This is a genomic window from Auritidibacter sp. NML130574 (assembly GCF_003185725.2).
Lineage (GTDB): Bacteria > Actinomycetota > Actinomycetes > Actinomycetales > Micrococcaceae > Auritidibacter > Auritidibacter ignavus.
Window position 1 is genome coordinate 1597377 of sequence record NZ_CP031746.1, and the last position, 14566, is coordinate 1611942.

Here is a 14566-nt window from a genome sequence, read left to right on the forward strand (position 1 = left end):
TGCTCGGCTAGGCCCTGATGAGGGGATGCCATACAGAAGCATTCGCTAGCTTTTTACGGTAACCTCGGGGTTGAGTTATTTTGACTTTTTCATCGCACCTTTATTGAGGAGAAACCACCGTGAAGGGTTCTATTATCCGTCGCGCGACCGGAGTGGGATTGGTTGTCGCGACCGCTTTCGGTACCAGCGGTTGCATGTTTATCAACGACCAGGCCACCACCATGGATTATGCGCCGTCCGACGGCGTCCAAGTCGAAGTCTCCGATATGGCGATCCGCAACCTGGCTCTGGTTTCTGATGAGCCCAATGGGGCCGGTCGCTTCATTGGTAGCCTGGATAACCGGTCGGATGCAGAGGCCACGGTCACTATTAAGGTCGGATCTGACTCGGCCACGTGGACTGTTCCCGCCGGCGAACGGATTGCTCTGGAAGACGATGAGAACGCTGTGGTCATCGACAACACCACGGGTGCGCCCGGCGAGATGGTGGACTCTGAGGTCGAGAGCATGGGCGATTCAGCAGACCTTCAGGTCAGCGTGCTGGATGGCACTCTGCAAGAGTACCGGCAGTTCGTGCCGCAAGAAGACTTTGATCCGGAAGAAAACGTGGAACACCTGCAGGATTACGAAGGCCCCTACTCCGAGGACTACGAAGGGCACTAGCCCGCCTACCCCAGCGCGATCCGGGCCGTCGTACCGGCACACCACAACGGCGGTGGAACTGATCTTCACGATGCAGTCCCACCGCCGTTGTGGTGAGGAAAAGACAACGCGACGAGAAGACGAGAACTAGAGCTCGAATTTATAGCCCAGACCACGCACCGTGACCAGATAGCGCGGTTCGGCAGGATCTGGTTCGATCTTGGTACGCAACCGCTTGACATGCACATCCAAGGTCTTGGAGTCACCGGCATAATCGGGGCCCCATACCCTATCGATCAGTTGCCCGCGAGTCAGCACGCGCCCGGAGTTGCGCAACAGCATCTCGAGGAGTTCGAATTCCTTCAGCGGCATCGCAATATTTTCACCGTCGACCGATACCACGTGCCGTTCAACGTCCATGCGCACATTGCCCGCTTCGATAATCGAGGCTTCGGTGTCTTCTGGTTCAGACTGGCGACGCAGTACCGCACGTACCCGGGCGACAAGCTCACGCGATGAATACGGCTTGGTGACGTAATCATCGGCGCCAAGTTCCAGGCCCACGACCTTGTCAATCTCGGAGTCCTTCGCAGTGAGCATGATGACAGGAACCGTCGAGTTCTGCCGAATCTGACGGATGACTTCGGTACCTGACTGTCCCGGCAACATCAGATCCAGCAATACCAGGTCAGCACCGTGGCGTTCGAACTCCTCAACCGCCTCATTCCCATCCTCAACGACGGTGGTTTCAAACCCTTCTCGTTCTAAAAGGTAGGACAGTGGATCGCTAATGGAAGGTTCGTCTTCCACCACGAGAATACGGCTCATGGCCGCTCTCCTTTCCCACCGTGATCGGTGGTGGTTTTCGTGTCATCTTTGTCAATAATATCCACAGTGTCAGGGTCGACAAGCGGAAGTCGGATCGTAAATGTCGATCCATGCCCCACGCGCGACCATACCGAAACTTCACCACCGTGGTTAGCAATCACGTGTTTTACAATACTCAGGCCCAGACCCGTTCCGCCGGTTCCTCGAGAACGGGCGCTATCGACGCGATAAAAACGCTCAAAGATGCGTTCTTGTTCGTCGACATCGATGCCCGGTCCCTGGTCCGTCACCGAGATTTGGACCAGGCCCTTAGCGATCTTGACGCCGATGCCCACCGTAGTGTCATCGGGTGAGTAGCTCACCGCGTTATCGATCAGGTTACGGATCGCTGTCATGAGCTGGTCAGCATCGCCGAAGACCATCGCATCGGCCATCTGCGCTGTCTTGAGCGTAATATTTTTCCGTTCAGCTTCCGTACGCACCCGATCCATCGCTTCACGGACCAGTCCAGGAATACGCACAGGTTCGGCCGTATCGACGTGGTCTTTACCCTGCAGGCGCGAGAGTTCGATAATGTCTTGCACCAAGGCACCCAAGCGCATTGATTCCACCGACAAACGATCGGCAAACCGTCGCACCGCCAGCGGGTCATCGGCTGCGTCATCGATCGCTTCGGCCAGCAACCGGATCGCGCCCACCGGGGTTTTCAATTCGTGGGAGACGTTGGCAACGAAATCATGACGGATCGCTTCGGTCCGAGACACCTGTGAACGATCTTCGGCCAAGAGCAAAATGTATTCGTCACTCAATGGCGCCACCCGCAACTGGACCATCCAGGCGCCTTCTCCCAGCGGTCCACGCGGCAGTTCAAAGCGCTGGTCGATAATTGCACCATCAGCACGGACACGTCTGGTCAATTCGATCAGCTTGTGTTGGGCCAGCCGGTGGCCCCGAACCAGACCGAATGCATAGGCCGATGGATTAGCTCGCACTACACCGTCAACAGCGTCCACGACCGCATAAGCGCGCCCCACCACAGCCAAAACTTCAGCTGCGCCGGTGGGGATCGAGGGCTCGTCGACCTCGTAGTGGATCGCGTGGCGCTGTTCGGATGCTCTCAACGCCCACATGGCCAAAACACCCAGCACAACACCAGCTAATCCGCAGATGATGCCAATAACTACCGGGTCGTTCACACCTCAACACAGTACCGAATTTTTGGGCTTGCGTACGGAGAAAAACGCCTCTGGTCCACCGGAAGTTTTAAAGCCACCTATCGTGCACACCAAGCTAGTTTGTGTTTAAATGACGTTAACTTCAGTACGAGATGGTGGGATCTGGCCGCGCGCCTGCGGCCGGCTACTGTGCTGTTCTCCGTGCTCTGACTGCTCGTTAAACGGCGCGCTGACTAGACTGACAGCAAAGACACCCTAGAAAAGAGGACAATTCACATGCGTGAACTATTCCAGGCCGATATGAAGGCATTGGGAGACCAGCTGGAAGAAATTGCCGGTTTGGTGCGCCGTGCCGTTGAGCAGGCTCGCACCGCGTTCGAAACCGCCGATGTCGAGCTGGCTGAGACCGTTATTTCCGAAGATGCTCGGATCGACTATCTGCAGAACACCCTGGACGAGAAAGCCATCGAGCTGTTGTTGCTACAGTCGCCGGTAGCCACTGACCTGCGCACCCTGGTCGCAGCCCTGCGTATGTCGTCGTCGCTGGAGCGCACCGGCGACCTGGCTCGCCACATCGCTCAGCTGACCCGCTTGCGTTACCCCGAGCACGTCGTTCCGGAATCCCGCCGTGAAGCCTTCAAGGCTCTGGCAGACAACACCGTCGAGGTCGCCGTCAAGCTTGATGAACTGTTGAAGACTCACGACCTGGATCTCACCCGTGAGATCGTCAAGCTCAACACCGAAATCGACGAGATTCACGAAGCGAACTTCGCTGCCATTGCCGACCCTAGCTGGGAAGGTACCCCGTACCAGACCGCTGACGTCACCCTGGCTTCTCGCTACTTCGAGCGGATCGCCGATCACAGCGTTTCCATCGCTCGCAAGGTGGCCTACCTGGTCACCGGTGAGTGGGAGCCGAACGTGGCCTCCGCCGAGTAAGACTGTCACCTCTACCCCGCGCACGGCCCCGGTTCTCCACCGGGGCCGTTTCGCATACTGTAGGACTTATGGTTCCCACCTGGTCTGACACGCTGTACCCACCCCCGCTCACCAAGATGACCGACGGCACCGTCAAACAGACCAACCCATTTTCTGGCACCCAGGTGTGGACCGTCCCCGGCAGAGCCCAGCGGCCCCTCAACGTAGCGAGCCCAGCAGTTAAGCCCCTCGACCCCGCCGAGGTCGACCACTTCTGTGCGTTTTGTCCCGGCAGACTGATGGACACGCCCCCGGAAAAATCCCGAATCACCGTGGGCACAGCCATTCGGACCGGGCTAACTGCCAGTCAACTGACCGAGGACCCGTGGAACTTCCGGCGGGTGCCCAACCTGTTCGAGATCCTCAGCTACGACTATTGGGCGAAAAACTACGGCTATCAGCTTTCTCATTCCGACCGTGATCGGATGCAACGGTATCTGGCAGATCCGGCAGGTCGGCAACACGTCGACGACATTGTCACCACCAAGCTCCAGGCCTCCGGTATCGAGTCCACCGCCACATCCCGAGAAAACGCGACACTATCCTTCTTCGGTGGCGGCCACGAGCTGATCATCGGTCGCCACCATTTCCAGCCGGGAGCCACCCGGAGTGACCAGCTAGCCTCAGCCGGTACGTTGACACCCGATGAACATGCGGCGTTCTTTGAACTCAGCGCCGACGCGATGCGCAGTATCTATGCCCAGAACCGCTACGTGCGTTATGTCCAGGTCTTCCAAAACTGGCTCAAACCCGCCGGGGCAAGTTTCGATCACCTGCATAAACAACTCGTCGGCATTGACCAACCTCCCGTATGGGCGGCACGTGAAGAAACTTTGCTACGCCAGAATCCCAACCTGTATAACGAAGCCGCCGTTGACTACGCTGGCTATCACAACCTCGTGCTGGCCGAAAACGAGCATGCGGTCATGCTCGCCGGGGTGGGGCACCGCTACCCCTGCTTGGAAGTGTGGTCCCGTTCCGAACACGCCCAGCCCTTCGACCACACCACCGACGAGCTACGGGGCGTCTCCGATCTCGTCCAGGCAATGCACGCCGCCACCGGTCCTCTCGTGCCGGCCAATGAAGAGTGGTACGCCCAGCCGATCGGTTCGGTTGTGAACATGCCGTGGCGGGTGCTGATGAAATGGCGGGTCTCCACGCTCGCTGGTTTTGAAGGTGGCACCAAGATCTATGTCAACACCATCGACCCCTGGACGCTACGCGATCGGGTCCTCCCGGAGCTCTTTCGACTCAGGGATGAGGGTCTCATTGCGGAAACGGTGGCAATCGGCGAGGAGTGCTCCTATCGGCTGAATTCACTCCGGTATCTAGATTGAGCAGTAGCGCACCGGGCAACCCAATACACTAGCCCCGCCAGCTAACCCGGCGCCACCTCGGTTAGCCCCTGTCGCCACTGTTGCTCCACGGGCCTGAAGCTGTCCAGCCACCGGAGGCGCAGGCGCTCGACCCATTCCAACAGATCCTGACTCACCGACGTCCGGCCTACGTTCGGAACAGTGTTCTCTGCCCCGGCCAAGACCACTGCGCTGGGGCCACGGTGCGCATTGAAATAGATGGCTCCCCCCGCTTGAGGATCGGTGACCCGGCGGAGGAAGTCATCGAGCAAGACTGTGTCTGCGGTGATGCGCATCGCCCCGAATCTACCCCCGGTTTCTGCACATGCCTGTTGGAGCCAGGCCAGACTGGTGGACGGCAGTCTGGCCTCCCCGGAGAAGAACACCAGCTGATCGTCGTCAACCATCGCCAAGGCAGCGCTGCCGGCTTCGCACACGGCTCGTCCGTCGTGGAGCACCACATCGTCGATGTCCACGTCCGCCTCTCGGATCGCCGTGGCCCGAGAGTCTTGAGTAAAGGTAGCCAATCTGGCCAGATCGGGGCCTTTGATCATCGGATACCGTCGTGGATCAGGGGTTGCCGGAATCCACAGGCGGGTTATCTGCCGGAACGGGGCCGCAACTCGTAACGACAAGGTCACCTTCGGCGTCGGAGCATCCCGGGCAGACCGTTCCGGGATTTCGACCGCAATCCGGGGGAACAGATCCGGGCGCTCGGTGGTCGGGTTTGGCCGGTCGGTGACGTGTTCTGACAACGTTTGAATGCCTCGCCACCAAATGTGTTCGATCGGTGCAGTGCCACCGCTGAGGCAGGGCACAAGGCCGGCGGTCTCCGGTTGCGCACTCAATCGATACCACCCGTCCAGAAAGCGGTCTCGGTGGCGCCGGAGATCCGGTGCGGCACCGTGCCGAACCCGAAAAGACTCGGCCAACACCACCTGGTCCGCGTACACTCGCCCCTCGGCGCTGGCCTCGACCGGAACCGGGTCGAACCGGTCGCGGTTCAGGTCATAGACCAGCATCATGGTCGTTCCCCTTTCGGCCTTGTTCGGGTACTGTCGGCGGTCGTCTCCTGGACGGCGCGGTTCAGTGCGGTGATCAGCACCTGGGCTTTGAGATTGCGTTCGGCCAGCTCCGCCTGAGGGTTCGAATCGGCGACAATGGCTCCACCGGCACCGATCGAGACCCGTGATCCATGCCGGACCAGCGTGCGAATCACGATATTTAGGTCGGCTTCCCCTTGAGTTCCCAGCCAACCGATGGTACCCGAGTACACACCCCGGGCGCCAGCCTCCAGCGCATCGATGATCTCCAGGGACCGGACTTTCGGTGCACCGGTCATCGACCCGCCGGGAAAGCTGGCTTCCAGTACCTCGGCCACGCTGGTCTGGGGCGCAAGCCGACCGGTAATAGTCGACACCATCTGGTGCACAGTTGCGTAGGTTTCGATATTCATCAGTTGTGGCACGTGCACGGTGCCGGGTTCGGCCACTCGGCTGAGGTCATGGCGTAGCAGGTCCACGATCATGAGATTTTCGGCCCGAGTTTTCTCGTCGGTGGCCAACTCGGCGGTGATCTGCCGGTCGCGCTCGGGATCCGCGCTACGCGCCACGGTGCCTTTGATGGGCTTGGATTCGACAATTCGTTCCCCCACAGCGTTTGTCGAAATCGTCAGGAATCGTTCGGGCGAGCTACACAGGATCTCCAGGCGATGATCGGTCCGACCGAAGCGGTCGAGCTCGAGCCCTGCAAAACAGTCAAAACACAAGTAACCCGAGTATGGCGCCGGGTTGGCCTGACGTAGCCGGCAATACAGCGCGAAGGTGTCGAGCTGTTCGGGCACGGTTTGGGTGTAAGTATCGGTCAGACATACCTCGTAGGCATCCCCGGCCGCCAGGTGTTCCTGGATCCGGTCGATTGCCTGCAGGTACTGCTCGTCACCCAGTTGCCAAGACCCGGTGTCACCGGGTGGGGTCAGCGAGCTGTCTTCGCTGAGGAGTCGCTCGTCGGTTGCCGGTGGCGGGTCAGTCTGGGGACCCAGTGGCACCAGATCCTGGTGGAGATCATCCAGCAGCCGCGGGTCACCGATAGCGTAGAGGTGGACGGTATCGGGCTCGATCACAGTGAAACACTGTGGGCGCAACCAGTACCCGTCGGGCACCTGGGACCGATGACGTGGTGCCGTGAGGAGACCGGGGGTGATGTGCTGCCAAGCTTCATATCCGAAATACCCTAACCACCCACCACGGAATCCAACCGACCCCGGGGCGGTGTGGCTGAAGTCAGCGGCGTCGGTCAGCAGGTGGTGGTCCTGCAAATATTCCAATACGTTCCCGCGGAGTTGCTGGAAGTTCCCGGCATCCGCAGCCGAGCCGGTGAGCACCCACAACTGCTCATCGGTGGCCCGGTAGCGGACCACTTGGGACAGCGGGCCGATATGTGCAGCCAGGATGCTGCGGATCGGTCCGGTGGCACCGGCTGAGCTGGGCGCGGAGGTATCCAGCCAGATCGCCACATCGGTCTCAGGCGTGCGCGCACGTGCGCGCAGGCGCGCGAAGGTCGCTGCGGTATCGGCCCGATACCCGTTGAGCTGGCGGTAATAGATCCGGTATTCGGGCCGGGCCTGGTGTGCCGGCTGGGGTGGGGCGTGCTGGATGCTGGCCGACCGACTGTCCACAGGACTCTGGCAGGTGCTCCCGGATCCAGTGGCCGCGGTGTCTCCGAGAGCCAGAAAGTTCCGGATCAGATCCGGACCGTGCCCGGTCAGCACCGATTCGGGGTGATATTGCACTGCCCAGTGGTTGGTGGGCCCGCCCTGCTCATCGAGCACATTTAGCGCCATGACCACGTCATCCTCCGTGCGGGCATGCACCCGCATCCGGTCCTGAGGCAGATCGGTAACCTGCAACGAGTGGTAGCGCACCGCGGTGGTGGGTTGGCGGATCCCGCAAAAGATCCCTTCCCCAGAGTGCTGGATCGCACAGACCTGGCCGTGGGCGGGGTGAGGTAGGCGGTCGATGGTGGCTCCGTGTAGCATCGCCAAGCCTTGCAGACCCAGGCAGACCCCAAGTACCGGAATATCACCGGCTGCTCGGATGATCTCGGCGGTGGCTCCAAAGTCCTGGGTTCGGGTGGGGGTCCCCGGACCGGGTGAGAGCACCACATGTGTGTAGGCGCCGGCGCGCACTGCGGCCACCAGCTCAGCAGTGATCTCGCGGTGTTCGACCACCGTGGGGGTGGTTGCCGAGATGGTAGCCAGTAGGTCCACCAAGTTATAGGTGTAGGAGTCCTGGTGATCGATCACCAGCAGACGGTGAGCCGACACCATCGTGGCGGATGACCGGGCCGACTACTTGCCCTGGGAGGCCACCGCGGCAGCACCAGCTTTAGCGGCCTCAGGGTCCAGGTAGCGTCCCGGGGCGAGCGGGGCAAAGTCCGTATCCAGCTCGTAGACCAGCGGAATTCCGGTGGGGATGTTCAGCCCGGCAATATCGTCGTCGGAGATGTTCTCCAGGTGCTTAACCAGAGCGCGCAACGAATTACCGTGGGCGGCGATGAGCACGGTCTTGCCCTCGGCCAGATCCGGAATAATCGCGTCGTTCCAGTAGGGCAACAGACGCTCGAGCACGTTCTTCAAGCACTCGGTGCGCGGGGCGTTATCTCCCAAGTCCGCATAGCGGGGGTCTCCGATCTGGGACCAGGTGGAGGAGTCTGCCAACTCCGGCGGTGGCGTATCGTAGGATCGACGCCAGATCATAAACTGTTCTTCGCCGTACTCATCGCGTACTTCGGTCTTATTCTTGCCTTGCAAGGCACCGTAGTGGCGCTCATTCAATCGCCAGGAACGCTTGACCGGAATCCACTGCCGATCAGCGGTGTCCAGAGCCAGATTCGCGGTGGTAATGGCCCGGCGCAACAGCGAGGTGTGCACCACATCGGGCAAAAAGCCACCCTCAGCCAGCAGGTCCCCGGCGCGGGTCGCTTCGGTGCGACCTTTCTCGGTCAGCGGGACATCCACCCACCCGGTGAACAGGTTCTTTTCGTTCCAAACACTTTGGCCGTGACGCAAGAGCACGAGACGATAATTTTGAGTCATGGCTCCAGCATATCGGGTCTTGTCGGTCACCTCACCCGCGGACTAAAAGGCGTATCCGCCGGTGTCTCCTTTGATCTCACGGCGCGGACCGGCCAGGTACACCGCAGCCACACACAGCGCTACCAGAGTCAGCAGGCCGGTGGTTCCGACCTGGTAGAACAGCAACGGCAGGGCGGTCATGATGGTACCGACAGCCGCCGAGATCCCGGTCAGCAACAGCCAGAAGTTTTTCGACTGACGTCCCACAGCCAGGAAGTCACGACTTTTGCGCCCCAGGCAATCGATGAACGCCCAGAGTTGGATGACCAGTGACACCACGGCAAAAATGATGCTGAGCCAGTGCTCAATGGTCAGCACAATCGCCCCGGGGGTAGATAATGTCAGCATGATGCTATTCTACGCGCAGATCCTGGTTTCGATCTCGATCACACCCTGAGTGTTGCTCGTCGGGTTTTGGGTAGACTGATCCGCGTGAGTCACCCCGCACTTGATCCTGCTTCTGCCCGTCGCCCGGACGCGCTCGACGACCGCACCGGGTATTTTGTGGTGTTTGAGGGTGGCGACGGTACCGGCAAATCCACCCAAAAATCCCGGTTGCACAAGTTGTTGGCCGGTTTGCCGTGGGTGCATCCCGATCAGCGGATTATCCACACCCGGGAACCCGGCGGGACCCCGCTGGCCGAAAACGTCCGGACTTTACTGTTGGAGTCCCCACAGGAGCACATCACGCCGTTGACCGAGGCCTATCTGTTCGCCGCGGCACGCGCCTCCCACTGTGCTGAGGTGATTGACCCGGCACTACGGTCCGGACACGTGGTGGTCAGCGATCGTTTTCTGGCATCGTCAGTGGCCTACCAGGGGGCCGGCCGTCAGCTGGGCGAAGATCTGGTCTCACGGCTCAATGCCCCAGCGGTGGCGGGACTACGTCCTGATCTGACCATCGTGTTGGATCTCGACCCCGAGCTGGGCGCGCACCGACGCCGGGCACGACAACACAGTGTCGGTGAGGATCGGATCGAATCGGCCGGGTACGCCTTCCACACGCGGTTGCGGAACTCTTTCCTCGCCCAAGCGGCCGCCGATCCCGTACACCACCTCGTGTTGGATGCCACCGGTGAGGTCAGCGACATCGCCCGCACCATTGCCCAGCGCGTGCAGCAGGATCTGCTGACCCGGGCATTGATCGAGCCGACGGCGTCGACCGGACCCGCGGGGCCCCCGGAGTCGCGCCGATGAACCACACCGTCAACTCCAGTTTCGCCACTGACTCGCATCTCTCGCGCCAGTTTCCGCCGGTCTGGCGCCATCTGGCCGGCCAGCGCCACGTGATTGCCCAACTAACTCGTCCCGAGACACTGCGCGCCCCAGCCCACGCCTGGCTGTTTACCGGGCCTCCGGGGTCGGGTCGCTCCACCGCTGCCCGAGCTTTCGCCCAGTCGCTAGTCTGTCAGCGCGAGCAGCTCGCCGAACGTGGTTGTGGGCAATGTCCGGCTTGTACCACGGTGGCGGCCGGTTCTCACCCGGATGTGAAGATCCTGGCCACCGAGAAGGTCAACTACACGATCGAGGAAGTCCGCTCCCTGGTCGCCGAGGCCCAGGACCGCCCGGCCACCGCGCGCTGGCGGATCTTCATCATGGAAGATGCCGACCGGATGACCGAACGGGCCACCAACGTGTTGCTGAAATCCATTGAGGAACCCCCCGAGCGCACGCTGTGGATCCTATGTGCCCCCTCCCCGGCCGATGTGCTGATCACTATTCGATCCCGCACCCGCTCGGTCAACTTGGCGATCCCCTCGCTGAAGGATGTCACGGATCTGCTGGTCTCCCGCGACGGCCTCGATCCGCAACGAGCGCGATGTGCTGCCCAGCTGGCTCAACACCATGTAGGAATGGCCCGCTGGTTAGCCAGTCACGACGAGGCGATGCGCCGCCGGGATAAGGTGGTGCGCCTGCCACTGACCATTCGCACCGCCTCGGCAGCGGTGGCAGCCGCCGAAGAACTCGTCGCACTCACCAAGCAAGAAGCCGATGACTCGGCCACCGAACGCAACGCCGACGAACGCGCCAGCCTGTTGCGGTCCTTGGGGTTGAACGCGGATGAAACGATTCCGCCGAAACTGCGCCACCACGTCAAACGTCTCGAGGAGGAGCAGACCGCCCGAACGAAACGTAGCGTGCACGATGCATTAGATCGGGCGATGATTGATCTGAGTGGACTGTACCGGGATGTGTTGATGATTCAGCACGTTCCGGATGCCACGACCCGTCACGATATCGAGCTGATCAATCCGCATTTGACCGATCAGCTACTCGACTACGCCCGTACCGTGACCCCGGCCCACCCTCTCAACGCGCTACAGGCCATCAACGAGGCCCGGCTACGCCTGCGGAGCAATGTCCCACCCCAGTTGGCCCTGGAAGCCATGTTTCTGGCCTTGATCCCACGCCGACCCCGCCCCTGAGTGAGGAAGGATCACCAATGCCCCCATCCCCCACCACCCCACGCTGGCTGTCTGACCGCACTACCACGACCGCCCTGGCGGTCATCACCGCGCTGAGTCTCGGGCTGTCTGCCTGCTCGTCTGAGCAAGACCAGAACAGCACCAACACCGGTCGCGATTCGCAGCCTGTCACTGACGGCCAGGGCTCTGAGGAACCCACCGAGAACGGTCAGCCCGAGGACGAGGATGAGAACCCCGGTATCTCTCAGGAGGCTGGCAACCTGGAGTCCTACTACGATCAAGACCTGGCATGGTCCGAGTGCGAGCAGACGACGGACTTCGAGTGCTCGATGGTGCAAGTCCCCTTAGACTATGACCACCCCGAGGAGGCCTCAATCCAGATTGCAGTGACCCGTCCGGCCGGGACCGCCGCGGATCAGCCCAGCCTCCTCGTCAACCCCGGCGGACCGGGTGCCTCCGGTGTTGATTTCGTTCAGCAAGACCCCGAGACCCTGTTTTCCCAGGATCTGCTCGAGGCCTTCAGCATCACCGGTTTTGATCCCCGCGGGGTGGGTGATTCCTCTGCGGTGGAGTGTTTCGATGATGCCGGTACCGATGAGTTGCGCGCCGTTGATGAGGGCGATCTCTCCGGCGATGAGGGTTTAGCGCAGGTTCGCGAGCAGGCCGAAGAGTATGCCAGCGTCTGTGATGAGAATTCCGGTGAGCTGCTCGATCATATCGATACCGACAGTGCCGCCCAGGATATGGACATTCTGCGGGCCGTGCTCGCAGATGAGAAGCTGAGTTACCTGGGTTATTCCTACGGCACCGCGTTGGGTGCCAGCTACGCGGAGCAGTTCCCGGATCGGGTTGGGGCCATGGTGCTTGACGGCGCGCTCGATCCGGCGGTGGGCACCGACGAGATCACCTTGGCTCAGGCCGAAGGATTTGAACAAGCCCTCCACGCCTGGGCCACCTGGTGCACCGAGACCCCGAATCAATGTCAGCTAGAGGGCTCCACCACGCAGATCGTGGAGACCGTCCGCGACCTGCTAGCCGATGTCGCCGAGACGACGCCCACCGCCGCTGATGGGCGGGATGTGCCGATCGGGACCTTCGTGTCAGGGCTGATCGTGCCCCTGTATTCCGAAGCGTCGTGGCCGTTGCTAGGGCAGGGCGTGACCGAGGCCATCGATGGTGACCCGTCGCTGGTGCAGTCCTGGGCTGATATCACGGCCGACCGGGCCCCGGATGGCACCTATACCACCAACAGTTTTGACGCCTTTAATGCCATCAACTGCGCCGACCACCCGGTCGATGCCGATCAACAGCACATGGATGCTCACGCCGAGCAACTCGCGCAGGTCTCCCCGACGTTTGGACCGTATATGTCTCATGGAGCGATCGCCTGTGACGTCTGGCCGATTGAGACCCCCGAGCCACGCCGTGAAGTCTCTGCCACCGGGGCAGACCCCATTGTCGTGGTGGGCACCACCGGGGATCCGGCTACCCCCTACCAGTGGTCTGAGGCCCTGGCCAGTCAACTCGATTCCGGCGTGTTGGTCACCCATCAGGGTGAAGGCCACGGCGCTTACGTTCCCGGTAACGATTGCATCATCGAGGTGGTGGATGACTACTTGATCCACGGCACCGTACCGGAGGACGGCACCACCTGCCCGAACGCCTAGTCCTCGCCCTGGCGTGCCCCGAACGTCTGTGGTCAGCTGTCATGCTTGAGCACAACGTTTTGCTCAACGGCCACCGCAACCGCTATGATTTCTAGTCGTGGCTTGTTCAGCCTCGCCTCCTTAGCTCAGCTGGCCAGAGCAGCTCCCTCGTAAAGAGCAGGTCACCGGTTCGAATCCGGTAGGAGGCTCCAGACGTGCCCGGTCCGGGCGCCCGGGTGTTCAACGCCCCGACCCGCAACGCTGAGCTCTCAGCGAGTGACCCGTTCAGCAATGGCGGTTCCCAGCTCTGCGCACCCCGCGGTCCCGCCGAGATCCGGGGTGCGCACCGCGCTGTCAGCCAGCACCTGCTCGAAGGCGGTGACGATCGCCTGCCCCGCCTCGCGGTACCCCAAGAAGTCCATCATCATCGCACCGGCCCAGATTTGGCCAATCGGATTGGCGATCCCCTGGCCGGCGATATCCGGGGCGGAGCCGTGCACCGGTTCGAACAGCGAGGGAAACCTACCGGTCGGATTGATGTTCCCGCTCGGGGCTATCCCGATGGTTCCGGTGCACGCCGGACCGAGATCGGAGAGAATATCACCGAACAGGTTTGAGGCCACCACCACGTCAAACCGGTCCGGGTGCAAGACGAAGTGGGCTGCCAAAATATCAATGTGGAATTTTTCAACCTCCACTTGGGGGAAGTGTCTGGCGTGCTCAGCCACCCGCTGATCCCAGTAAGGCATGGTGATCGAGATGCCATTGGATTTAGTTGCCGAGGTCAGTTTCCGCTGACGCTGTTCGGCCAGCTCGAAGGCGAATTTCACGATCCGGTCCACCCCGGTCCGGGTCATCAAGGTCTCTTGGACCACGATTTCTCGTTCAGTGCCCTCGAACATGGTGCCACCAATGCGGGAATACTCCCCCTCGGTGTTCTCCCGGACCACCACGAAGTCAATCTCTCCGGGCTGACGGTGGGCCAACGGTGAGGGAACCCCGGGCAGAAGTTTCACTGGACGGAGATTGACGTACTGGTCGAACTCCCGGCGGAATGTCAGTAGCGAGTCCCACAACGAGATATGGTCGGGCACCGTCTGTGGCCACCCCACCGCACCAAAATAGATCGCATCAAACCCGCTGAGAATCGCTTTCCAGTTCTCCGGTAGCATGTGCCCGGTTTGCGACCAATACTGTGCCGAAGCAAACTCAAAGTGCTCAAATTCTAGGGGCACCTGATACGCTTCGGCAACGGCCTGTAAGACCTTGAGGCCTTCGGGCACGACTTCGTGGCCGATACCGTCTCCGGCAATCACTGCAATCCGATGAACCATGGTTCCTGTTCCGCCTCTCTGTGTGGATCGGTTGTGCCGTGAGCTGTC

13 protein-coding genes and 1 tRNA gene are annotated in these 14566 nt (G+C 61.1%); 7 read left to right on the plus strand and 7 right to left on the minus strand.

The genetic code is table 11. From position 1 onward, the window contains the following. Positions 1-119 precede the first annotated feature (119 nt). Entirely contained in the window at positions 120-662 is a 543-nt protein-coding gene (locus tag DCC27_RS07265; protein ID WP_110110819.1) for a hypothetical protein, read from the plus strand. A gap of 126 nt (positions 663-788) precedes the next feature. On the opposite strand, the gene DCC27_RS07270 is transcribed toward DCC27_RS07265, so the two are convergent. Both DCC27_RS07270 and DCC27_RS07275 read right to left on the minus strand, forming a co-directional pair. Then, the gene (locus tag DCC27_RS07270; protein WP_110099895.1) at positions 789-1469 is read right to left on the minus strand and encodes a response regulator transcription factor; all 681 of its coding nucleotides are present in this window, start codon (positions 1467-1469) and stop codon (positions 789-791) included. After that, positions 1466-2599, minus strand: coding sequence for a cell wall metabolism sensor histidine kinase WalK (locus DCC27_RS07275; RefSeq protein WP_110099909.1), 1134 nt, complete (start codon positions 2597-2599; stop codon positions 1466-1468). The genes DCC27_RS07270 and DCC27_RS07275 overlap by 4 nt, the downstream gene beginning before the upstream one ends. Before the next feature lie 321 nt (positions 2600-2920). Between DCC27_RS07275 and phoU the strand changes: the two genes are divergently transcribed. Beyond that, a complete protein-coding gene (gene phoU, locus DCC27_RS07280; RefSeq protein WP_110099894.1) occupies positions 2921-3583 on the plus strand; it encodes a phosphate signaling complex protein PhoU in 663 nt (220 codons plus the stop codon). 68 nt (positions 3584-3651) lie between these two features. After that, complete coding sequence (locus DCC27_RS07285; RefSeq protein WP_183145619.1) at positions 3652-4959, plus strand: DUF4921 family protein; 1308 nt, start codon at positions 3652-3654, stop codon at positions 4957-4959. A 41-nt stretch (positions 4960-5000) separates the two neighbouring features. On the opposite strand, the gene DCC27_RS07290 is transcribed toward DCC27_RS07285, so the two are convergent. Genes DCC27_RS07290 through DCC27_RS07305 form a run of 4 tightly spaced genes read right to left on the minus strand, consistent with a single transcriptional unit; the run spans position 5001 to position 9460 of the window. Then, complete coding sequence (locus DCC27_RS07290; RefSeq protein ID WP_110110820.1) at positions 5001-6002, minus strand: hypothetical protein; 1002 nt, start codon at positions 6000-6002, stop codon at positions 5001-5003. Beyond that, positions 5999-8305 carry a chorismate-binding protein gene (locus DCC27_RS07295; RefSeq protein ID WP_110110821.1) on the minus strand — a complete coding sequence of 769 codons (2307 nt, stop codon included), beginning with the start codon at positions 8303-8305 and terminating at the stop codon, positions 5999-6001. The genes DCC27_RS07290 and DCC27_RS07295 overlap by 4 nt, the downstream gene beginning before the upstream one ends. Positions 8306-8326: 21 nt before the next feature. After that, positions 8327-9073, minus strand: a complete 747-nt coding sequence (locus DCC27_RS07300; RefSeq protein WP_110110822.1) for a phosphoglyceromutase — start codon at positions 9071-9073, stop codon at positions 8327-8329. 42 nt (positions 9074-9115) lie between these two features. Beyond that, positions 9116-9460, minus strand: a complete 345-nt coding sequence (locus DCC27_RS07305) for a DUF2516 family protein (protein ID WP_110099890.1) — start codon at positions 9458-9460, stop codon at positions 9116-9118. An 84-nt stretch (positions 9461-9544) separates the two neighbouring features. On the opposite strand from DCC27_RS07305, the gene tmk reads away from it, so the two are divergent. The 4 genes from tmk to DCC27_RS07325 all read left to right on the plus strand — a co-directional run bounded on the left by tmk (position 9545) and on the right by DCC27_RS07325 (position 13396). Next, positions 9545-10309, plus strand: a complete 765-nt coding sequence (tmk, locus tag DCC27_RS07310; RefSeq protein WP_110110823.1) for a dTMP kinase — start codon at positions 9545-9547, stop codon at positions 10307-10309. Next, positions 10306-11538: a DNA polymerase III subunit delta' gene (locus tag DCC27_RS07315; protein ID WP_110110824.1), complete on the plus strand. Its 1233-nt coding sequence runs from the start codon at positions 10306-10308 to the stop codon at positions 11536-11538. Before tmk ends, DCC27_RS07315 begins: the two co-directional genes overlap by 4 nt. Positions 11539-11555: 17 nt before the next feature. Then, the gene (locus DCC27_RS07320; protein WP_110110825.1) at positions 11556-13205 is read left to right on the plus strand and encodes an alpha/beta hydrolase; all 1650 of its coding nucleotides are present in this window, start codon (positions 11556-11558) and stop codon (positions 13203-13205) included. A gap of 114 nt (positions 13206-13319) precedes the next feature. Continuing rightward, positions 13320-13396, plus strand: a tRNA-Thr gene (locus tag DCC27_RS07325). Between the two features lie 57 nt (positions 13397-13453). Here DCC27_RS07325 and DCC27_RS07330 read toward each other — a convergent pair. After that, a complete protein-coding gene (locus DCC27_RS07330; RefSeq protein ID WP_110110826.1) occupies positions 13454-14518 on the minus strand; it encodes a tartrate dehydrogenase in 1065 nt (354 codons plus the stop codon). Between the last annotated feature and the right edge of the window lie 48 nt (positions 14519-14566).